We start from the raw sequence: 20,396 nt of genomic DNA, 5'->3' as shown, positions 1-20,396 counted from the left end.
CAGTGTTTCCCGTCGGTATCGCTTTATGCTTATGGATACCGACGAGGTTACAGTCGTTATTATTTCTCAGGCAATTTAATATCTTTAAACATGGCTTCAATATCATCGTTGGAACGCAGCGCCACCGCCGTGTCCACCACATCACGCGTCAGATGCGGCGCGAAACGTTGAATGAAATCATACATGTAACTACGTAAGAAGGTGCTGCGACGAAAACCAATTTTGGTGGTGCTATGGCTGAAGATATCGTGAGCATCCACGCGTACCAGGTCAGGATCGGAAACAGGATCAACCGCCATACTGGCAATCACACCCACGCCAAGGCCCAGACGGACATAGGTTTTAATGACATCAGCATCGGTCGCGGTAAAGACAATACGTGGCTCCAGACCCGCGCGGTTAAACGCGGTGTCCAGCTCCGAGCGTCCGGTAAAACCAAACGTGTAGGTCACCAGCGGATACTGTGCCAGTTCCTCAATAGAAACCGAAGATTTCCCCGCCAACGGATGATCCGGCGTGACGACGATCGAGCGGTTCCAGTGGTAGCAAGGTAACATCACCAGGTCGTCATACAGGTGCAAGGCTTCCGTCGCGATAGCAAAATCTGCATTTCCTTTCGAAACGGCTTCGGCGATTTGTGTCGGCGATCCCTGGTGCATATGCAATGAGACGCGAGGATAGCGCTCAATAAAACCTTTAATCACGTTCGGTAAAGCGTAACGCGCCTGAGTGTGCGTAGTGGCGATATATAACGAGCCTTTGTCCGGCCAGGTATGTTCGCCAGCAACGGACTTAATGGCATCCACCTTCGACAGAACTTCTCGCGCAATACGAATAACTTCCTGCCCCGCTGGCGTAACTTGCGTCAGGTGCTTACCGCTACGGGCAAAAATCTGGATGCCAAGTTCATCTTCCAGCATACGAACTTGCTTACTGATACCGGGCTGCGAGGTATAAAGCCCTTCCGCTGTTGAGGAGACATTAAGGTTGTGGTTCACCACCTCAACAATGTAGCGAAGCTGCTGTAATTTCATGTTATGCCATCCCGATTCGCGCCATCAAATCATCGTTTCAGTGCAGGCTCGCGGGCGCTGCTAATACGATTTAATAATAAAAACTCTGTTAACTATAACCACTATATCATTTATATGTACGCTGTATAGGTATGACAAAAAATAATATGCGAGAAACAAAAAGGGCCGCTTACGCGACCCTTTGAGGAGAAATTCAGCCGAAACGCTGTTATTTCTTCCCTTCTACCCATTTGCCGTCAACAAAGAACGCGGACCAGCCAGTCGCCTTACCGTCTTTCTCAGCGGCAACGTATTGCTGCTTGGTTTTACGGCTGAAACGAACCATGGACTTGTTACCATCCGGATCAGTTTGCGGCGCATCTGCCAGATAACGCAGTTTTTCCGGCAGGCGATCGCGGAAGCGGTACAACTCTTCCACCAACGGCGCACGAGTCTCACGTGATTTCGGGAACGTATTGGCCGCCAGGAAGATACCTGCAGCACCATCACGTAACACGAAATACGCGTCAGATTTTTCACACGGCAGTTCCGGCAACGGAACTGGGTCTTCTTTCGGCGGAGCGACTTCACCGTTACGCAGGATCTTACGGGTGTTTTTGCACTCGTCGTTAGTACACGCCATGTACTTGCCGAAACGTCCCATTTTCAGGTGCATTTCAGAACCACATTTTTCGCACTCGACGATAGGACCGTCATAACCCTTGATACGGAACTCGCCCTCTTCGATCTCGTAGCCGTCGCAGGTTGGGTTATTACCACACACATGCAATTTACGCTTAGGATCGATAAGATAACTGTCCATTGCCGTACCGCACTTCTGGCAGCGGCGTTTGGCGCGCAATGCGTTCGTTTCCGCGTCGTCGCCTTCCAACACGTTCAATACTTCGTTTTCCGGCACCAGGTTAATGGTGGTTTTGCAACGCTCTTTCGGGGAAAGTGCATAGCCGGAGCAACCAAGGAAAACGCCGGTACTGGCGGTACGAATACCCATCTTGCGTCCGCAGGTCGGGCAATCAATGCTGGTCAGCACCATCTGGTTCGGACGCATACCGCCTTCTTCAGGATCTTTCTCGGCTTTATCCAGTTGCTGAGTAAAATCAGTGAAGAAGTTGTCGAGTACGCCCTTCCATTCGGCTTCTTTATTCGCCACCTGGTCGAGGCTATCTTCCATCTGCGCGGTAAAATCGTAGTTCATCAGTTCGCGGAAGTTTTCTTCCAGACGATCGGTGACGATTTCACCCATTTTTTCAGCGTAAAAGCGACGGTTTTCAACGCGAACATAACCACGATCCTGAATCGTAGAAATGATCGACGCATAGGTAGATGGACGACCAATGCCACGCTTTTCAAGCTCTTTAACCAGCGAAGCTTCACTGAAGCGCGCAGGCGGTTTAGTAAAGTGCTGTGCTGGCGTCAGTTCGATAAGCGTCAGCGTATCGCCTTTGTTCACCGCCGGTAAGATGCGATCTTCATCGCCTTTACGCAACGCTGGCATCACTTTCGTCCAGCCATCGAAGCGCAGAATACGACCGCGCGCCTTCAGGCGGAAATCACCCGCACCCACGGTGAGCGTTGTGGAATCATATTTAGCTGGGGTCATCTGACAGGCAACAAACTGGCGCCAGATCAGCTGATACAGTTTTTGCGCATCAGCTTCCATATCTTTCAGCGATTCCGCCTGTACGGCGACATCGGAAGGACGGATAGCTTCGTGCGCTTCCTGCGAGTTCTCTTTGCTGGCGTACTGATTCGCGTTTTCCGGCAAATATTTTTTACCAAAATTATCGCTGATGTAATCGCGAACCATGGTCACTGCATCCTGGCTCAGGTTGGTTGAGTCAGTACGCATGTAAGTGATGTAACCCGCTTCATACAAGCGCTGCGCCATCATCATGGTTTTCTTCACACCGAAGCCGAGACGCGTGCTCGCAGCCTGCTGTAGCGTGGAGGTAATGAACGGTGCGCCCGGCTTGCTGCTGGTCGGTTTATCTTCACGTTCCAATACGCTATAGCGCGCTTTTTCCAACAGGCTAACAGCGGCAAGCGTTTGTTCCCGATTTACGGGACGGAACGGCTTATCATTTTGATGCGTCACCTCAAGCGGCAACGCGTCGCCGCCCGGCGTGGTCGTGTTAGCATCAATTTCCCAGAACTCTTCTGGAACAAATGCTTTGATTTCGCGTTCACGCTCAACCACCAGACGCACAGCCACAGACTGTACGCGACCGGCAGACAGACCGCGTGCAATTTTTTTCCACAGCAGTGGCGACACCATATAGCCCACAACACGGTCCATAAAGCGGCGCGCCTGTTGCGCATTAACACGATCGATGTTCAACTCGCCCGGTTTTTCAAACGCCTGGCGAATAGCATTTTTGGTAATTTCATTAAACACCACGCGGCTGTAGCGGGTGTCGTCGCCACCGATGACTTCCCGCAGGTGCCATGCAATGGCTTCCCCTTCGCGGTCAAGGTCAGTTGCGAGATAGATGTGGTCGGCTTTTTCAGCCAGTTGCTTCAGTTCAGAAACAACTTTCTCTTTACCAGGCAGCACTTCATAGCGCGCATCCCAGTTGTGCCACGGGTCAACACCCATACGGTTGACGAGAGCGCCACGTTCATCCTTTTTGGGCTTTTTAGCCGTTTTGGTGGAGGTTGAGTCGGCGCTCTTTTTAGTTGCTGAGCCACTGGTCGGCAAATCACGGATATGACCGACGCTGGATTTCACCACGTAGTCATTACCCAGATACTTGTTGATCGTTTTGGCTTTTGCCGGGGACTCAACGATGACAAGAGCTTTACCCATATTCACCTTTACCTAATTTGATTCTTCCAGAATGCGTCGCACGTTGATTCACCTTCCACTGGCGACGAGACATCGATATGGTCTCTGCGTCGGCGGATATCAACCCTTTAAACTGATTCGCGCTTGTAATGTAACTCTCATGTAACTGAGTTAACAGGCTTTTTTTCTCACAAACGCTCTAGCACGACGAAGTATTGGTCGAATGTCAAGCAAATCTGTTGCCAGATTGACGAAAGCGTCACACTGTACCTGATAAAATGCGTTACGCAACTTTATTAGCATGCAAAAACAAATCTCGCCAGTTGTAACACTGTCGTAAAACCTTCATTTATGTCAGGGAATATTTGCCCATAAGGCGGGCTCAGCGTAGACTAATGTCCTTGTTTAAGGAGTAAATCATGCATAAAGACACTCAACCCATCGATCGCGAAACACTGCTGATTGAAGCCAACAAAATCATTCGTGAGCATGAGGACACGCTGGCGGGGATTGTCGCCACCGGCGTTACGCAGCGAAACGGCGTGCTGGTTTTCAGCGGAGATTACTTTTTAGACGAGCAAGGGCTACCAACGCCCAAAAGTACGGCGGTGTTTAATATGTTTAAACACCTGGCGCACGTACTTTCCGAAAAGTATCACTTGATCGATTAACACGAGTAATAATTTGCCGGATGGCGGCATCGCCTTATCCAGCCTATATTGATGCATATTTGTAGGCCGGATAGGAGATATATGAGCATCGCTATCCGGCAATGACAATTTTACATCAGTGGCTTCTGCCCCCGCTGCCACCAGCGCATCAGCAAACGATCGGCGCTCTCCGCCGCACTACCGGTAAAACGATCCATCAGCTTTTTACGCTGCAGATAGCGAACGTTCAATACTTCACGACCTTCCATCAGCCCGAGGATCACCTCATCGCTGGTATTGATCTCATCCACCAGCCCATTTGCCAGCGCCTGTTGACCAAACCAGTGTTCACCGGTGGCAACCTGCTCAATGTCCAGAGTCGGACGCATGCGCTGCACAAAATCTTTAAACAGATGATGCGTTTCGTTCAGATCTTCGCGGAATTTCTGCCGCCCTTCTTCCGTGTTTTCACCGAGTAAGGTCAACGTACGCTTATACTGTCCGGCGGTGTGCAGTTCGATATCAATATCTTTCCCTTTCAGGAAGCGGTTAAAGTTCGGGATCTGCGCCACCACGCCAATTGAGCCGACGATAGCAAACGGCGCCGAGACAATTTTATCCGCCACGCAGGCCATCATATATCCGCCGCTCGCAGCGACTTTATCTACCGTAACGGTCAGCGGGATCTGCTTATCGCGCAGACGTTGTAACTGGGACGCAGCCAGGCCATAACCATGTACCACACCACCCGGACTTTCCAGACGAACCACCACTTGATCCTGAGGTTTAACAACCGCCAGCACAGCCGTCACCTCTTCGCGTAATGCGCTGACCTCATGGGCATCCATACTGCCTTTAAAATCAAGCACCCATACACGAGGTTTATCTGATGACGTACTGTCACCCAGTTTCGCTTTTGCCTTAGCCGCTTTCGCCTCCAGCTTTTGTTTCTTTTTCTGCGCCTTATGCCAGAATTTTTGCTGATGCCCATCCAATAAGGCTAGCGACAGGTCTTCCTTCATCTCTTTATATTGATCGCTGAGGTTAATAACCCGCAATTCCCCACGCTGACGTTTGCGTTGTGTCGCGTTTACGATCAGCATCACCACCACTGCAATAGCCACCACGACAGTGACAATTTTTGCCAAAAACAACCCATATTCAGACAACAATTCCACGAGACCCACCTTGGTTAAACAACGCGACTTCCGCTCAGTGTACAACAGGCGTGTCACCTCGTCTTGCTTCATACATCCAGTGCTGAATCAGTAAAAAGCATGACAAAGCGTTCATTTTGCGGTGTTATTGCCTTTGGCTGATTGAAAAAGTACAGGGTTTAAGGCATAAAGCCCAAAAGTTATCGCGAACGAGATATCCAGGACGTCGCCGAGGAGTAGCCGTGCATTACCAACCTAAACAAGACCTTCTACAGGGCCGCATTATTCTTATCACCGGTGCCAGCGATGGTATCGGACGCGAAGCCGCGCAGACCTATGCACGCTATGGCGCGACCGTTATCCTGCTTGGGCGTAAAGAAGAAAAACTGCGTCAGGTTGCCCGCACTATCGCCGATGAAAACGGAACACAACCACAGTGGTTTACACTGGATCTACTGACCTGTACCTCTGAAGAATGCCACCAGCTTGCGCAGCGCATTGCTGCACATTTCCCTCGTCTGGATGGCGTACTGCATAACGCCGGATTACTCGGCGATATTTGTCCAATGAGTGAACAAAACCCGCAGGTCTGGCAGGATGTGATGCAGGTAAATGTAAATGCCACTTTTATGCTGACTCAGGCATTGCTGCCGTTGTTACTCAAATCCGATGCCGGATCGCTGGTCTTTACCTCTTCCAGTGTCGGTCGCCAGGGACGCGCCAATTGGGGAGCATATGCCACCTCAAAATTTGCGACCGAAGGGATGATGCAGGTTCTGGCTGATGAGTATCAAAACCGTCATCTGCGCGTAAACTGTATCAATCCTGGTGGGACGCGAACTGGCATGCGAGCCAGCGCATTCCCAACGGAAGATCCGCAAAAATTGAAAACTCCCGCCGATATTATGCCGCTCTACCTGTGGCTGATGGGCGATGACAGCCGCCGTAAAACCGGTATGACTTTTGATGCCCAGCCGGGCCGTAAACCAGGAATTGCCCAATGAGTGAAGAACGCTATCAGCAACGTCAACAGCGCGTAAAAGATCGGGTTGACGCACGCGTTGCCGCAGCGAAAGATGAGCGCGGAATTATCATCGTGTTCACCGGAAATGGTAAGGGTAAAACCACCGCCGCATTCGGTACCGCCACGCGTGCTGTGGGCCATGGTAAAAAAGTCGGCGTCGTACAATTTATTAAAGGTACGTGGCCAAACGGAGAACGTAACTTACTTGAACCCCACGGCGTAGAGTTTCAGGTTATGGCGACAGGATTTACCTGGGAAACGCAGAACCGCGAGTCTGACACCGCAGCCTGTATGGCCGTGTGGGAACACGGCAAGCGGATGCTGGCCGACGATGAACTGGATATGGTGATACTGGATGAGCTGACCTACATGGTGGCATACGACTATCTGCCGCTTGAAGAGGTCATCAATGCCCTGAACGCGCGCCCAGCCCATCAAACGGTCATTATTACCGGCCGTGGATGTCATCGCGATATTCTGGAGTTAGCTGACACGGTTAGCGAGCTGCGCCCGGTCAAGCATGCGTTTGAAGCGGGCGTGAAAGCCCAAGCAGGGATCGATTATTGAGTGTAGGCCGGATAAGGCGTTTGCGCCGCATCCGGCTCCACGCTAACGCCTGATGGCGCTTAGCTTATCAGGCCTGGTCATGATTAACCGTTGTTGCTGCGACCACCCGGACGACGGCTGCCGCCGACCTGAGAGTGGCGCTTCACCGCACGACGGATCTGATTCGCCTTCATGCGACGACGATCTTTCTCGACGGCCACTTTAGAGGTCGTTTCCGGCTTCAGGTCCACCAGTTCACGCAGATAGTTGGTCTGAGCAAGATCAAGCTCTGTCCAGCCACCACGCGGCAGGCCTTTCGGCAGAGGGATATCACCATAACGGACACGAATCAGACGGCTTACCTGTACACCTACAGCTTCCCACAGGCGGCGGACTTCACGGTTACGTCCTTCGGTCAGCGTGACGTTATACCACTGGTTGATCCCTTCACCACCGCTGAACTTGATCGTTTTAAATGCCGCCGGACCATCTTCCAGCTGCACGCCACGACTCAGATCGCGCAGTTTTGCATCATCAACCTGACCAAACACACGTACCGCATATTCACGCTCAACTTCGCGGCTTGGGTGCATCAGACGGTTAGCCAGTTCACCATCGGTGGTAAACAGCAGTAAACCGCATGTATTCACGTCCAGACGCCCTACGGCAATCCAGCGCGCATCACGCAGTTTTGGTAAACGATCAAACACGGTCGGACGACCTTCCGGGTCGTTACGGGTACACAGTTCGCCTTCTGGCTTGTAATAGGCCAGAACACGGCAGATTTGCTCCGCAGACTCTTTAACCGAAATCAGATGACCGTCGATACGGATTTTCAGACCCGGAGTGACTTCAACGCGATCGCCGAGCGTGGCAATTTTGCCATCAACGCTCACGCGACCCGCGGCAATAATAGATTCGATTTCACGGCGAGAACCGTGGCCAGCGCGCGCCAGCACTTTTTGTAACTTTTCGCTCATAGAGCTTCCTTTAGGTGTCGCCTTCACAGGCGTCGAACAGGAGAATCAACGGCGCCAGTCAGCGCCATTTTAAGGCCGCGTAGTATAGCGGTTCACGCCCTTATAAGAAAGGTTTAACGTCACCGACGCCTTCACGCAACACCACCGGAGAATCGTCGGTTAAATCAATGACCGTGGTCGGCTGTTGGCCGAGATATCCGCCGTGGATAATTAAATCCACCTGTTTCTCCAGGCGGTCTTTAATTTCTTCCGGATCTGACTCGGTAAATTCGCTACCCGGCAGCATCAGTGACGTGGAGAGCATCGGCTCGCCCAGCGCTTCAAGCAGCGCCAGTGCTATCGGGTTTGAGGGTACACGCAGGCCGATGGTCTTACGTTTTTCTTGCAACAAGCGGCGCGGAACCTCTTTCGTCCCCTTCAGGATGAAGGTGTAGTTGCCCGGCGTGTTGTTTTTGATTAAACGGAAGGCCACGTTGTCGACAAACGAATAGGTCGACAGTTCAGACAGGTCACGGCACATCAGCGTAAAGTTGTGCCCGTCCGGCAGGTGACGGATTCGGCAAATGCGCTCCATTGCGCCTTTATCTTCAATTTTGCAGCCCAACGCATAGCCGGAGTCGGTTGGATAGACGATCACCCCACCTTTACGCACGATTTCAACGGCCTGATTGATCAGGCGCTGCTGCGGGTTTTCGGGATGAATATAAAAAAACTGGCTCATACTTTCCTCTCTGTGATCTCGGGCTGCTCCCAAAGTTGCCAGACGCCTTCTACGCCTGCGGGCAACCAAAGTTTACGACCCAACTCAATCCATGGGCAGGGTAGATGAAAATCAGACCCTTGCGATGCCCACAATTGATGCTGACGCGCAAGCGTCGCCAGATGGGTGCGTTCATTGGGAGACTGCTGACACTGCGCTACTTCCATCGCGTCACCGCGATGTTCAGCAAAATGTGCAACCAGTCTTTTCAGCCACTTAGCGCTAAGATCGTACCGCCCAGGATGAGCCAGAACAGCCTTACCGCCAGAATGATGAATGACATCAATAGCTTGTTCTATTGTACACCACTGTGGCGGAACGTAACCGGTTTTCCCACGGGCAAGATATTTTTTAAAGACATCCGCCATGGTTGTGGCTTTGCCACATTCCACCAGGAAACGCGCAAAATGGCCTCGCGTAACCGCCCCGCCATCAGCCAGGCGCAACGCCCCTTCCCACGCGCCGGGGATATGCGCTTTGTCGAGTCGTTCGGCAATCAGGCGCGCACGCTGCTGACGACGTTCCGTTTGTTGCGCCAGAAAATCGCACATCATGGGATGGGCGATATCAATGTTCAGACCCACTATATGGATCTCATGGTTTTCCCAGACAGTTGATATCTCGACACCAGGGATCAAATTTAACGCTAAACCCGAACGTGAAATTTCTTCTCTTGCCGCCGCAATCCCCGCCGTAGTGTCATGATCGGTGATCGCCAGTGTACCGACTCGCATCTCTACCGCACGCTGTACTAAGGCTTCTGGGGTTAATCGCCCATCGGAGGCTGTAGTATGACTATGCAGGTCATAAATCACTGCGTAATTCGTGTCGCTCAAGGCGGCTCCCGTTTCAATAAATGTCGTAACACGCCCATCATAGCGGTTTCGGCAAATATACTGAAATCAGGTGTTGACTTTATCCCATCGAACTAGTTAACTAGTACGCAAGTTCACATGAAGAAGGTATCTGCAATGAAAGCAACATTTTTTCTGCACGGTTGGTGGCGCACTTCCTGATTTCGGGCAGTGTCTTACGTCTGCAATTTGCAACCAGATACCCGGCCCGCCTAATGAGCGGGCTTTTTTTTGAACAAAATTAATGAGAATAACGATGCAAACACAAAAACCGATACTCGAACTGCTTGCCTGCGATGCCGCCTACCGTGAGAATCCGACGTCGCTGTTTCATCAGGTGTGTGGCGCACGTCCGGCAACGCTGCTGCTGGAATCTGCAGATATCGACAGCAAAGACGATCTGAAGAGCTTGCTGCTAGTCGACAGCGCATTGCGCATTACCGCTCTCGGTGACACCGTCACTATTCAGGCGTTATCCGCAAACGGCGCATCGCTGCTGCCCTTGCTGGATGCTGCCCTGCCCGCTGGCGTTGAGAATGAAAAACAGACGAATGGTCGTCATCTGCGATTCCCTGCCGTCAGCCCGCTGTTGGATGAAGACGCCCGTTTATGTTCTCTTTCCGTATTTGATGCTTTTCGCTTACTGCAGGGGCTGGTGAATGTTCCTGTGCAAGAACGTGAAGCGATGTTCTTCGGCGGTCTGTTTTCCTACGACCTGGTTGCCGGTTTTGAAGATTTACCTCAGCTTGAAGCGGGCAACCGTTGTCCTGACTACTGCTTCTATCTGGCAGAAACGCTGATGGTTATCGACCACCAGAAAAAAAGCACCCGAATTCAGGCCAGTGTTTTTACCCCCAATGATGCGGAAAAACAGCGACTTAACGCCCGTCTGGCGCAGCTGAGCCAGCAGCTTACCGAGCCTGCGCCGCCGTTGCCGGTCACTGAAGTCCCGCAGATGCGCTGCGAGTGCAATCAGAGCGATGAAGAGTTCGGCGCCGTAGTACGTGGCATGCAAAAAGCGATTCGCGCGGGCGAAATTTTCCAGGTAGTTCCGTCCCGACGTTTCTCGCTGCCCTGCCCGTCACCGCTGGCAGCCTACTATGTGCTGAAGAAAAGTAACCCCAGCCCATACATGTTTTTCATGCAGGACAACGACTTCACGCTGTTTGGCGCCTCCCCGGAAAGCTCGCTGAAATACGATGCCACCAGCCGCCAGATTGAGATCTACCCGATTGCCGGCACTCGCCCGCGTGGTCGTCGTGCGGACGGTTCGCTTGACCGCGACCTTGACAGCCGTATCGAGTTGGAGATGCGTACCGACCATAAAGAGCTTTCTGAGCACCTGATGCTGGTTGACCTTGCGCGTAACGACCTGGCGCGCATCTGTACGCCTGGCAGCCGCTATGTTGCTGACCTCACCAAAGTCGATCGTTACTCCTTCGTAATGCACCTGGTTTCGCGTGTGGTAGGCGAGCTGCGTAGCGATCTGGATGTGCTGCACGCTTACCGCGCCTGTATGAATATGGGCACGTTAAGCGGAGCGCCAAAAGTTCGCGCTATGCAGCTTATCGCCGAGGCAGAAGGTCGTCGCCGTGGCAGCTACGGCGGCGCGGTAGGTTACTTCACGGCTCATGGCGATCTGGATACCTGTATTGTCATTCGTTCCGCCCTCGTGGAAGACGGTATTGCCACCGTACAAGCCGGTGCCGGGATTGTTCTGGATTCTGTACCGCAGTCTGAAGCCGATGAAACCCGTAATAAAGCGCGCGCGGTTCTGCGTGCTATCGCCACCGCGCACCACGCACAGGAGACCTTCTAATGGCTGACATTCTGCTGCTCGATAATATCGACTCTTTTACCTATAACCTGGCGGATCAGCTGCGTACTAATGGTCACAACGTGGTGATTTACCGCAACCATATTCCGGCCCAGACGTTGATTGACCGCTTAGCAACGATGAAAAATCCTGTGCTGATGCTCTCTCCAGGCCCAGGTGCGCCAAGCGAAGCAGGTTGCATGCCGGAGCTGTTAACCCGTCTGCGCGGCAAGCTGCCAATCATCGGCATTTGTCTGGGACATCAGGCCATTGTTGAGGCCTATGGTGGATATGTGGGCCAGGCTGGAGAAATCCTGCACGGCAAAGCGTCCAGCATTGAACACGACGGTCAGGCAATGTTTGCTGGTCTGGCTAATCCGCTGCCGGTGGCACGCTATCATTCGCTGGTTGGCAGCAACGTTCCGGCAGGATTAACCATTAACGCCCACTTTAACGGCATGGTGATGGCGGTGCGTCACGATACCGATCGCGTCTGCGGCTTCCAGTTCCATCCGGAGTCCATTCTGACCACCCAGGGCGCGCGTCTGTTGGAACAAACGCTGGCCTGGGCGCAACAGAAGCTTGAACAAACCAATACGCTGCAACCAATTCTGGAGAAACTGTACCAGGCGCAGACGCTGTCTCAGCAGGAAAGCCACCAGCTGTTCTCCGCCGTGGTCCGCGGTGAACTGAAGCCGGAACAACTGGCTGCGGCGCTGGTGAGCATGAAAATCCGTGGCGAACACCCGAATGAAATTGCCGGTGCGGCAACCGCGCTACTAGAAAACGCCGCTCCGTTCCCGCGTCCTGATTATCTGTTTGCCGATATTGTCGGTACCGGCGGCGACGGCAGCAACAGCATCAATATTTCTACCGCGAGCGCCTTTGTTGCAGCGGCTTGCGGACTGAAAGTTGCCAAACACGGCAACCGCAGCGTCTCCAGCAAGTCAGGTTCTTCGGATCTGTTAGCGGCATTTGGCATCAATCTGGATATGAACGCCGACAAATCACGTCAGGCGCTTGACGATCTCGGCGTGTGTTTTCTGTTTGCGCCGAAATACCACACCGGTTTTCGCCATGCCATGCCGGTACGCCAGCAGTTGAAAACCCGCACGCTGTTTAACGTGCTCGGCCCGTTGATTAACCCGGCACATCCGCCGCTGGCGCTGATCGGCGTTTACAGCCCGGAGCTGGTGCTGCCGATTGCCGAAACGCTGCGCGTGCTCGGATATCAGCGGGCAGCCGTAGTGCACAGTGGTGGCATGGACGAAGTTTCGCTGCATGCACCGACCATTGTGGCAGAGCTGCACGATGGGGAAATCAAGAGTTATCAACTGACGGCAGAAGACTTTGGCCTGACGCCTTACCACCAGGAACAGCTGGCTGGCGGCACGCCGGAAGAAAACCGTGACATTCTTAGTCGCTTGTTACAAGGTAAAGGTGAAGCCGCTCATGAAGCCGCTGTTGCCGCGAATGTCGCCATGTTAATGCGCTTGCACGGTGAAGAAGATTTAAAAGCCAATGCGCAAACCGTGATTAATGTACTGCGCAGCGGTGCGGCCTATGACCGTGTCACTGCACTGGCAGCAAGAGGGTAAATGATGCAAACCGTTTTAGCGAAAATTGTCGCAGACAAGGCGATTTGGGTAGAAGCCCGCAAACAGCAACAACCGCTGGCCAGCTTTCAAAATGATGTTCAACCCAGCTCTCGTGATTTCTACGATGCGCTGCAAGGTGCGCGCACCGCCTTTATTCTGGAATGTAAAAAAGCATCTCCGTCAAAAGGCGTGATCCGTGATGACTTCGATCCGGCACAGATTGCGGGCGTTTATAAACATTATGCTTCCGCGATTTCCGTACTGACCGATGAGAAATATTTCCAGGGCAGTTTTGATTTCCTGCCTATCGTCAGCCGCATCGCGCCGCAACCTGTTCTGTGTAAGGACTTTATTATCGATCCTTACCAGATTTACCTGGCGCGTTTCTACCAGGCGGACGCCTGTTTGTTGATGCTGTCGGTCCTCGATGATGAACAATATCGTCAACTCGCCGCCGTCGCCCACAGCCTGAAAATGGGCGTACTGACCGAAGTCAGCAACGAAGAAGAGCTGGAGCGCGCTATCGCACTGGGCGCCAAAGTCGTTGGTATCAACAACCGCGATTTACGCGACTTGTCGATTGATTTGAATCGCACCCGCCAGCTTGCGCCGCGACTGGGCCACGGTGTGACCGTCATCAGCGAGTCCGGGATCAATACCTATGGTCAGGTGCGCGAGCTCAGCCACTTCGCCAACGGTTTTCTGATTGGTTCCGCGCTGATGTCGCATGATGATCTGCACGCTGCCGTGCGTCGCGTACTGCTCGGCGAGAATAAAGTCTGCGGTTTAACCCGGGCTCAGGATGCCAACGCGGCGTATAAATCCGGCGCGATTTATGGCGGACTGATTTTTGTACCCACATCGCCACGCGCGGTTAGCGTTGAGCAAGCGCGAGAGGTCATGACCGGCGCGCCGCTGCAATATGTCGGGGTGTTTCGCAACACAGATATTATCGACGTACGTGAAACAGCGGCTGCTCTGGGACTCACTGCCGTGCAACTGCATGGTAGCGAAGATCAAGCCTACGTAGACGCGCTACGCAATGCGCTACCCGCACAGGTACAAATCTGGAAGGCGCTCAGCGTCAGCGATAAGTTGCCAGCCCGGGATTATCAGCATGTCGATAAATACGTATTCGACAACGGTCAGGGCGGCAGCGGGCAACGCTTCGACTGGTCACTTTTAGGCGGACAATCGCTGGATAACGTATTACTGGCTGGCGGACTGGGCGCAGATAACTGCGTTGACGCGGCAAAAACCGGCTGTGCCGGTCTCGATTTCAATTCTGGCGTAGAGTCACAGCCGGGCATCAAAGATGCACGTCTTCTGGCTTCGGTCTTTCAGACGCTGCGCGCATATTAAGGAAAAGGACATGACAACATTACTCAATCCGTATTTTGGTGAATTTGGCGGTATGTATGTGCCACAGATTCTGATGCCTGCCCTGCGCCAGCTGGAAGAAGCTTTTGTCAGCGCGCAAAAAGATCCTGAATTTCAGGCGCAGTTTACAGACCTGCTGAAAAACTATGCGGGTCGCCCAACCGCACTGACCAAGTGCCAGAACATTACTCAAGGCACCAACACGACGCTGTATCTCAAGCGTGAAGATTTACTGCACGGCGGCGCGCACAAAACCAACCAGGTGCTGGGCCAGGCGTTGCTGGCGAAGCGCATGGGTAAAACGGAAATTATCGCCGAAACAGGCGCGGGGCAGCACGGTGTTGCATCTGCTCTCGCCAGCGCACTGCTGGGGTTGAAATGCCGTATTTACATGGGCGCGAAAGATGTTGAACGTCAGTCGCCGAACGTTTTCCGTATGCGTTTGATGGGTGCAGAAGTTATCCCCGTTCACAGCGGTTCCGCAACGCTGAAAGATGCCTGTAACGAAGCGCTGCGCGACTGGTCTGGCAGTTACGATACTGCGCACTATATGCTCGGTACAGCGGCAGGTCCGCACCCCTTCCCGACTATTGTGCGTGAGTTCCAGCGGATGATCGGTGAAGAAACCAAGGCGCAGATTCTGGAAAAAGAAGGTCGTCTGCCGGACGCCGTTATCGCCTGCGTGGGTGGCGGTTCTAACGCAATCGGTATGTTCGCCGATTTTATTAATGAAACCAGCGTCGGTCTGATTGGCGTAGAGCCAGGCGGTCACGGGATTGAGTCTGGAGAACACGGCGCGCCGTTGAAACATGGGCGTGTTGGGATTTATTTCGGCATGAAGTCCCCGATGATGCAGACCGAAGAAGGACAGATTGAAGAGTCTTACTCTGTTTCCGCCGGGCTCGACTTTCCGTCGGTCGGGCCACAGCATGCGTACCTGAACAGCATTGGTCGCGCCGATTATGTTTCAATAACCGATGATGAAGCACTGGAAGCCTTCAAAACGCTGTGTCTGCACGAGGGGATTATTCCGGCACTGGAGTCCTCCCATGCCCTGGCGCACGCGTTGAAAATGATGCGTGAAAATCCGGAAAAAGAGCAGCTACTGGTGGTTAATCTCTCCGGTCGCGGCGACAAAGACATTTTCACCGTACACGATATTCTGAAAGCGCGAGGGGAAATCTGATGGAACGTTACGAAAACCTGTTTGCACAGCTGAAGGACCGCAAAGAAGGTGCTTTTGTCCCCTTCGTAACCCTGGGCGATCCGTCTGTTGAGCAGTCACTGAAAATCATTGATACGCTGATTGAAGCTGGTGCCGACGCGCTTGAACTCGGCATTCCGTTCTCCGATCCGCTGGCCGATGGCCCAACCATTCAGGAAGCCACCCTGCGTGCGTTTGCCGCCGGCGTCACACCATCGCAATGCTTTGAGATGCTGGCGCTGATTCGCCAGAAACATCCGACGATTCCCATTGGGTTGCTGATGTATGCCAACCTGGTCTTCAGCAAGAGCATTGACGAGTTTTACGCCCAGTGCGAAAAAGTGGGTGTGGATTCTGTGTTGGTAGCCGATGTCCCTGTTGAGGAGTCTGCGCCATTCAGAACTGCTGCACTGCGTCACAACATCGCACCGATTTTCATCTGCCCGCCGAACGCTGATGAAGAACTGCTACGCCAGATTGCCTCTTACGGTCGCGGCTACACTTATCTGCTTTCACGTGCAGGTGTGACCGGTGCCGAAAATCGTGCGGCATTACCGCTGCATCATTTGGTTGAAAAGCTGAAACAATATGATGCACCGCCTTCTTTACAGGGCTTCGGTATCTCTGCGCCTGAACAGGTAGCCGGAGCTATTGAAGCCGGTGCTGCCGGTGCAATTTCCGGCTCGGCAATTGTGAAAATCATTGAGAAAAATGTTGCGGCACCGGAACAGATGCTGGCTGAGCTGAAAGCGTTTGTCAGCACGATGAAAGCCGCCACCCACCAGTAAGTTAAATCAACCGCCAGAGACGTCTGGCGGTTTCACCCTTCTTCCGTGTGCTTCATTCTATACATAGCGCTATCCGCATTCTGAATGGCCACATCCAGTTCACCGTTCACCTCTGCAATTCCCCACGATACTGACAATGGCACGGTATGCCCATCCACCACAAACACATGACTGGTCACCTGCCCGCTAATACGTTGCGCGATTGCTATGGCGTCAGTTGCCTGCGATCGAAACAGCAGGATCATAAATTCATCCCCGCCGGTACGAATCACAATATCGTGGCTGGTGCGGGTGTTTGACAGCATCCTGTTGGCGATAATTTGCAACGCGCGATCGCCTGCCGCGTGGCCCCAGGTATCATTGACGGCCTTAAATTTATTGCAGTCCAGTAGCACCACCGAACAGTGTGATAAATCCCGACGCTTGATAATGTCGAGTATTCGGCGGTTAAAACAGCCGGTCAGAGTATCGATATAAACCTTGAGGTCGCTTTCGTTTAGCCATGACTTTAACGAGAAGCTAATGATGATGAAAAAGAACGGCGCCAGCAGGATAACAATCCCGGCATGTGTATCGCGCGCCATAAAACGGCCTAATGAAAGCGAATAGTGCAGCGCATATTTCTCCGAAAAATTGCGCACCAAATAGCTGGATTGCCCCGCACATTTGCCGGATAAGCAGAGGCTCTCTTTGTTGGTCAGATTCACTAACTCCACGTTCAATCCGGGAAGGATTTGATTATCAAACGCCTCGGCTAACGCTTCCTGCAGCTCAGGCTTCGAATGATCATAGACCAGATAGGCAACGATTTGGTCTGATATCTCCTTACCCGACAGATCGTAGATATAGCTCACTACGCTGTAGGCTTTTTCACCGGTAATTTTATCGGTATAGAAGTTTGTTGAACTGAGAGCTTTGTTTTTGACGTTTTTTTGCAACAACCGGGTATAGAAATCGGTGGGTGGATAGAAAAAATGCGTTATATCCATCGCCATTTCAGAGTCAGAAAAACTGAAATTGCGCGAGTCGGAAGCCATAAACCAATAAAAATAATCTGAATTGCTGGCGATAATGTAACGGTGTGCATCGAAGCTGCCTGGATTTAGCTCATTAACCATTCCGCGAATGAACTCCGCCGCAGTATACATACACAGCGCATTATGGCTGGGTTGCTGAGCAATAATTGTCCCCGTTGCAGAATGAACCCGCTTTGGGTCGGCGTTAATTCCCCATTCATCTTTGTTTCGCGGAACAAACTGCGCCATAACACCACACTGTTCGCCGGTTTTGATGTGGTAATAACGCTCGCCAATCGCATCGGCAATCAGTTCATTATCGTTAAAAATGTCCAACATGTGAGCTTGCAGGCGGCTAACGCCTTCACTGGCGGCCGCCATACGCTGTTCATAAATGATAAACAGAAACAACGAGGTAAAAATCAACGTAATGAGCCCGGATACCAGCAGAGCCTGCCTGTTTCTGAGCTTATCCTGCACAATCTTCACGAGTCCACCCTGATAGTTAACAGTATTGCCAAATCGGTTACCCGTTTATGTTGTTGCATAACAGCGTTGTACGTTGATAGAGAATGTTTGCCACTCCGAAGCAGGTAAGTTGATGTAGCCCGCAGCAGCGCGCGTAGGTTACAGATTTATACAATAAAAGCACATATTTGTTAACATAAGCGCAAACTAATCATCACCTTCGATAGGATACCCTGCCCGCCGGATGGCCTCGCGGCAGTCGTTTACACCTGCGGCATAGCCCGCCTCAATCTCACAAACCGGACTTGCGCTGCAATAAGGTAGTGTAACCGGAGTCGCAATAAGTTTCTCCAGCGCCTCAATTTTATCCATGCAAAGCAATAATTCACGTGCAACACTCACGGCAAACGCTGCCGTTTGATCCTCGTAGAACGGTTCCAGAAGTGTGATTTTTTGCTGTAGCAGATGGCGGGTCAACATCATCAGCAATCCCCTCAAAGTTGGTTTGCTTAAAGAGTAGCACTACATCAAAGGGGAGAAAGGCAGGATGTTTTCCCCAGAATTTTTTAAATGAAGAACGAGGGGAATTTTTCCTGGCTGCTAACCGCGGGCAGGTATGCCCGGAATCTATACAGTTCAGTCGTTTTGGTTGTGCAACCATTAATGAAGTTGACTTCAAAAAGTCCCTTGCGAGACACTGAAGGAAAGCATGCCAAATATGGGTGAACTTGTTGAGACATCTGTTGATTAAATTAGTTATGTTAAGCGTTGGATTTTTAAGCGCTGGGGACATACTGGCAAATACTCCGGAACAGGTAATCACCGCTTTCCAGAGGGATTATAAATATTGGAATGACCAGTCATTTCAGAGAAATCAGAACTACGGAAAGCAAGAAGTTATGCTCCTGGCCCAGAAGGGTTGGAATGAGCTTTTGAATAAATATACAAAACCTGGTTTTCAGGGCGAGCCTATAGCTTTTGGTTCTGAGTCTAGTCATGATCCTGAGCAAGAGAACATCATATCGGTTCAGATTACTGAAAAAGTAGCGACCGTGACGACCAGATTATCGAGGCAGTATTATTCACCTATTTATGAATATCAATTATCCAAAGAGAATGATACCTGGTACCTATCTCAGATATTTTTAGTTGATGATGATGGAAAATATCCGAGTTTGTAATAAATAGTGCACTCATTACAACCTTATGAGTTAAAAAAATCTGCCATAATGACAGATTTCTTTAATCTATCATTAGAGATTTGCAACGTTATGATATACTTTTTGAACATCATCGTCATCTTCAAGAGCATCAACAAGCCCTGCAAAGACTTCTAAATCTTCTGGTGAAAGTTCAATTTCTGATTGAGCAATCATCTCTAATTCTGTAGTTGAGAACTCAGTAATTCCTGCTGCTTTTAGAGCTGCAATGCCTTTATGAAGATCTGTAGATTCAGTATAAATAACGATGTTTCCTTCTTCCTCGGTTACATCACGAACATCTACTTCAGCATTAAGCAGAATTTCAAAAATATGGTCAGGGTCTGTCCCTTCAAATACAATTACTCCGGTATTGTCAAACATATAGCTGACAGAACCCGCCGCTCCGATATTCCCGCCTTTTTTATTAAAAATTGAGCGGACATTAGCAATCGTACGGTTAACGTTTGAAGTCAATGTTTCAGCGATAATCAGTGAGCCACTGGGACCAAAGCCTTCATAACGCCCTTGCACGAACGTTTCATCGCTGCCGCCTTTGGCTTTATCAATGGCTTTATCAATAACGTGTTTTGGAACCTGCGCTTGTTTCGCACGTTCAATAACGAATTTTAAAGATGTATTTAATTCTGGGTCTGGTTCGCCTTGTTTAGCAGCAGCATAAATTTCTACACCGAATTTTGCATATACATTAGACGTTGCACCGTCTTTAGCTGTTTTTTTAGCAACAATATTTGCCCACTTACGTCCCACTGGAATGATCTCCTCGAAAATTCATTTACATTATTGAATGGTAAATAATCTGCCATCACATTATATCATGATGTATAAACATTAGTCCATGAAAAATAAAATATCCAAATTTTACGATATGTTACTTTAATTTTATCAATAGGTAACATTTTGGATAAGTTATCCCCTGATTATCTGCAGGTTCTTTTTTGTACGTAATAAATGAGCCGCAGCAATAATGCATAAGAGAATAGAAACAAAAGCGATATTCCAGATAAACACACAGGCTATTATAGTTACCGCGGTACTGCTTAAAGAGAGCGCTACAAGTCATCTTGCACAGCGCCTTATTTGATAGTGTGTTCGTTTAGTACCGGGGCAAGATAC

19 protein-coding genes and 1 other annotated feature are annotated in these 20,396 nt (G+C 51.1%); of the genes, 10 read left to right on the top strand and 9 right to left on the bottom strand.

The annotated features are described in order from the left end of the window. Positions 1-59: 59 nt before the first annotated feature. Both cysB and topA read right to left on the bottom strand, forming a co-directional pair. Positions 60-1,034 carry an HTH-type transcriptional regulator CysB gene (gene cysB / locus GUC46_RS10950; protein ID WP_003020610.1) on the bottom strand — a complete coding sequence of 325 codons (975 nt, stop codon included), beginning with the start codon at positions 1,032-1,034 and terminating at the stop codon, positions 60-62. Positions 1,035-1,242: 208 nt separating this feature from the next. Further along, on the bottom strand, positions 1,243-3,840 hold the full coding sequence (gene topA / locus GUC46_RS10945; RefSeq protein WP_121540120.1) for a type I DNA topoisomerase: 2,598 nt from the start codon (positions 3,838-3,840) through the stop codon (positions 1,243-1,245). A 398-nt stretch (positions 3,841-4,238) separates the two neighbouring features. Between topA and GUC46_RS10940 the strand changes: the two genes are divergently transcribed. After that, positions 4,239-4,490, top strand: a complete 252-nt coding sequence (locus GUC46_RS10940) for a YciN family protein (RefSeq protein ID WP_003020616.1) — start codon at positions 4,239-4,241, stop codon at positions 4,488-4,490. A gap of 110 nt (positions 4,491-4,600) precedes the next feature. Here GUC46_RS10940 and sohB read toward each other — a convergent pair whose 3' ends face one another. Further along, entirely contained in the window at positions 4,601-5,647 is a 1,047-nt protein-coding gene (gene sohB / locus GUC46_RS10935) for a protease SohB (RefSeq protein ID WP_003843986.1), read from the bottom strand. Between the two features lie 221 nt (positions 5,648-5,868). On the opposite strand from sohB, the gene GUC46_RS10930 reads away from it, so the two are divergent. Together GUC46_RS10930 and cobO are read left to right on the top strand one after the other, a co-directional pair. Next, on the top strand, positions 5,869-6,630 hold the full coding sequence (locus GUC46_RS10930) for a YciK family oxidoreductase (RefSeq protein WP_044710922.1): 762 nt from the start codon (positions 5,869-5,871) through the stop codon (positions 6,628-6,630). Further along, the gene (gene cobO / locus GUC46_RS10925; RefSeq protein WP_071685618.1) at positions 6,627-7,217 is read left to right on the top strand and encodes a cob(I)yrinic acid a,c-diamide adenosyltransferase; all 591 of its coding nucleotides are present in this window, start codon (positions 6,627-6,629) and stop codon (positions 7,215-7,217) included. The genes GUC46_RS10930 and cobO overlap by 4 nt, the downstream gene beginning before the upstream one ends. Positions 7,218-7,300: 83 nt before the next feature. Here cobO and rluB read toward each other — a convergent pair whose 3' ends face one another. From rluB to rnm, 3 genes are all read right to left on the bottom strand, one after another. After that, positions 7,301-8,176, bottom strand: a complete 876-nt coding sequence (rluB, locus tag GUC46_RS10920; protein WP_016150338.1) for a 23S rRNA pseudouridine(2605) synthase RluB — start codon at positions 8,174-8,176, stop codon at positions 7,301-7,303. A gap of 100 nt (positions 8,177-8,276) precedes the next feature. Beyond that, entirely contained in the window at positions 8,277-8,897 is a 621-nt protein-coding gene (locus tag GUC46_RS10915) for an L-threonylcarbamoyladenylate synthase (RefSeq protein ID WP_003020628.1), read from the bottom strand. Further along, on the bottom strand, positions 8,894-9,772 hold the full coding sequence (rnm, locus tag GUC46_RS10910) for an RNase AM (protein WP_130714608.1): 879 nt from the start codon (positions 9,770-9,772) through the stop codon (positions 8,894-8,896). Before rnm ends, GUC46_RS10915 begins: the two co-directional genes overlap by 4 nt. Before the next feature lie 135 nt (positions 9,773-9,907). On the opposite strand from rnm, the gene trpL reads away from it, so the two are divergent. The 6 genes from trpL (at position 9,908) to trpA (ending at position 16,576) form a co-directional block, all read left to right on the top strand. Further along, positions 9,908-9,952 (top strand): trp operon leader peptide, encoded by a 45-nt coding sequence (trpL, locus tag GUC46_RS10905; protein ID WP_191229385.1) that lies wholly within the window; start codon positions 9,908-9,910, stop codon positions 9,950-9,952. After that, positions 9,929-10,023: a sequence feature (Trp leader region), on the top strand. Its footprint overlaps the gene before it by 24 nt. 23 nt (positions 10,024-10,046) lie before the next feature. Beyond that, positions 10,047-11,609, top strand: a complete 1,563-nt coding sequence (locus GUC46_RS10900; RefSeq protein ID WP_057064033.1) for an anthranilate synthase component 1 — start codon at positions 10,047-10,049, stop codon at positions 11,607-11,609. Then, entirely contained in the window at positions 11,609-13,204 is a 1,596-nt protein-coding gene (trpD, locus tag GUC46_RS10895) for a bifunctional anthranilate synthase glutamate amidotransferase component TrpG/anthranilate phosphoribosyltransferase TrpD (protein ID WP_003020639.1), read from the top strand. The genes GUC46_RS10900 and trpD overlap by 1 nt, the downstream gene beginning before the upstream one ends. 3 nt (positions 13,205-13,207) lie before the next feature. Then, complete coding sequence (gene trpCF / locus GUC46_RS10890) at positions 13,208-14,566, top strand: bifunctional indole-3-glycerol-phosphate synthase TrpC/phosphoribosylanthranilate isomerase TrpF (protein ID WP_003841280.1); 1,359 nt, start codon at positions 13,208-13,210, stop codon at positions 14,564-14,566. 10 nt (positions 14,567-14,576) lie between these two features. After that, positions 14,577-15,770 carry a tryptophan synthase subunit beta gene (gene trpB, locus GUC46_RS10885; RefSeq protein ID WP_003841283.1) on the top strand — a complete coding sequence of 398 codons (1,194 nt, stop codon included), beginning with the start codon at positions 14,577-14,579 and terminating at the stop codon, positions 15,768-15,770. Next, entirely contained in the window at positions 15,770-16,576 is an 807-nt protein-coding gene (trpA, locus tag GUC46_RS10880; RefSeq protein WP_130714606.1) for a tryptophan synthase subunit alpha, read from the top strand. Before trpB ends, trpA begins: the two co-directional genes overlap by 1 nt. A gap of 32 nt (positions 16,577-16,608) precedes the next feature. Here trpA and GUC46_RS10875 read toward each other — a convergent pair whose 3' ends face one another. Beyond that, a complete protein-coding gene (locus GUC46_RS10875) occupies positions 16,609-18,081 on the bottom strand; it encodes a GGDEF domain-containing protein (RefSeq protein ID WP_032935568.1) in 1,473 nt (490 codons plus the stop codon). Positions 18,082-18,267: 186 nt separating this feature from the next. After that, a complete protein-coding gene (locus GUC46_RS10870; RefSeq protein ID WP_003841288.1) occupies positions 18,268-18,543 on the bottom strand; it encodes a hypothetical protein in 276 nt (91 codons plus the stop codon). Between the two features lie 260 nt (positions 18,544-18,803). Between GUC46_RS10870 and GUC46_RS10865 the strand changes: the two genes are divergently transcribed. After that, complete coding sequence (locus tag GUC46_RS10865; protein WP_226807665.1) at positions 18,804-19,241, top strand: hypothetical protein; 438 nt, start codon at positions 18,804-18,806, stop codon at positions 19,239-19,241. Positions 19,242-19,313: 72 nt separating this feature from the next. Here GUC46_RS10865 and GUC46_RS10860 read toward each other — a convergent pair whose 3' ends face one another. After that, positions 19,314-20,030, bottom strand: a complete 717-nt coding sequence (locus GUC46_RS10860) for a YebC/PmpR family DNA-binding transcriptional regulator (protein WP_003020658.1) — start codon at positions 20,028-20,030, stop codon at positions 19,314-19,316. Positions 20,031-20,396: the final 366 nt, after the last annotated feature.

Origin of the sequence: Citrobacter sp. LUTT5 (assembly GCF_009905315.1) — a bacterium.
Lineage (GTDB): Bacteria > Pseudomonadota > Gammaproteobacteria > Enterobacterales > Enterobacteriaceae > Citrobacter > Citrobacter freundii.
Note: the sequence above shows the minus strand (reverse complement) of the source record. Positions and strands in the feature narration are given on the sequence as shown.

Excerpts from the sequence above, each read along its gene's own strand:
- cysB (WP_003020610.1), bottom strand. The coding sequence starts at position 1,034 with ATGAAATTACAGCAGCTTCGCTACATTGTTGAGGTGGTGAACCACAAC.
- topA (WP_121540120.1), bottom strand. The coding sequence starts at position 3,840 with ATGGGTAAAGCTCTTGTCATCGTTGAGTCCCCGGCAAAAGCCAAAACG.
- GUC46_RS10940 (WP_003020616.1), top strand. The coding sequence starts at position 4,239 with ATGCATAAAGACACTCAACCCATCGATCGCGAAACACTGCTGATTGAA.
- cobO (WP_071685618.1), top strand. The coding sequence starts at position 6,627 with ATGAGTGAAGAACGCTATCAGCAACGTCAACAGCGCGTAAAAGATCGG.
- rluB (WP_016150338.1), bottom strand. The coding sequence starts at position 8,176 with ATGAGCGAAAAGTTACAAAAAGTGCTGGCGCGCGCTGGCCACGGTTCT.
- GUC46_RS10915 (WP_003020628.1), bottom strand. The coding sequence starts at position 8,897 with ATGAGCCAGTTTTTTTATATTCATCCCGAAAACCCGCAGCAGCGCCTG.
- GUC46_RS10900 (WP_057064033.1), top strand. The coding sequence starts at position 10,047 with ATGCAAACACAAAAACCGATACTCGAACTGCTTGCCTGCGATGCCGCC.
- trpD (WP_003020639.1), top strand. The coding sequence starts at position 11,609 with ATGGCTGACATTCTGCTGCTCGATAATATCGACTCTTTTACCTATAAC.
- trpCF (WP_003841280.1), top strand. The coding sequence starts at position 13,208 with ATGCAAACCGTTTTAGCGAAAATTGTCGCAGACAAGGCGATTTGGGTA.
- trpB (WP_003841283.1), top strand. The coding sequence starts at position 14,577 with ATGACAACATTACTCAATCCGTATTTTGGTGAATTTGGCGGTATGTAT.
- trpA (WP_130714606.1), top strand. The coding sequence starts at position 15,770 with ATGGAACGTTACGAAAACCTGTTTGCACAGCTGAAGGACCGCAAAGAA.
- GUC46_RS10870 (WP_003841288.1), bottom strand. The coding sequence starts at position 18,543 with ATGATGTTGACCCGCCATCTGCTACAGCAAAAAATCACACTTCTGGAA.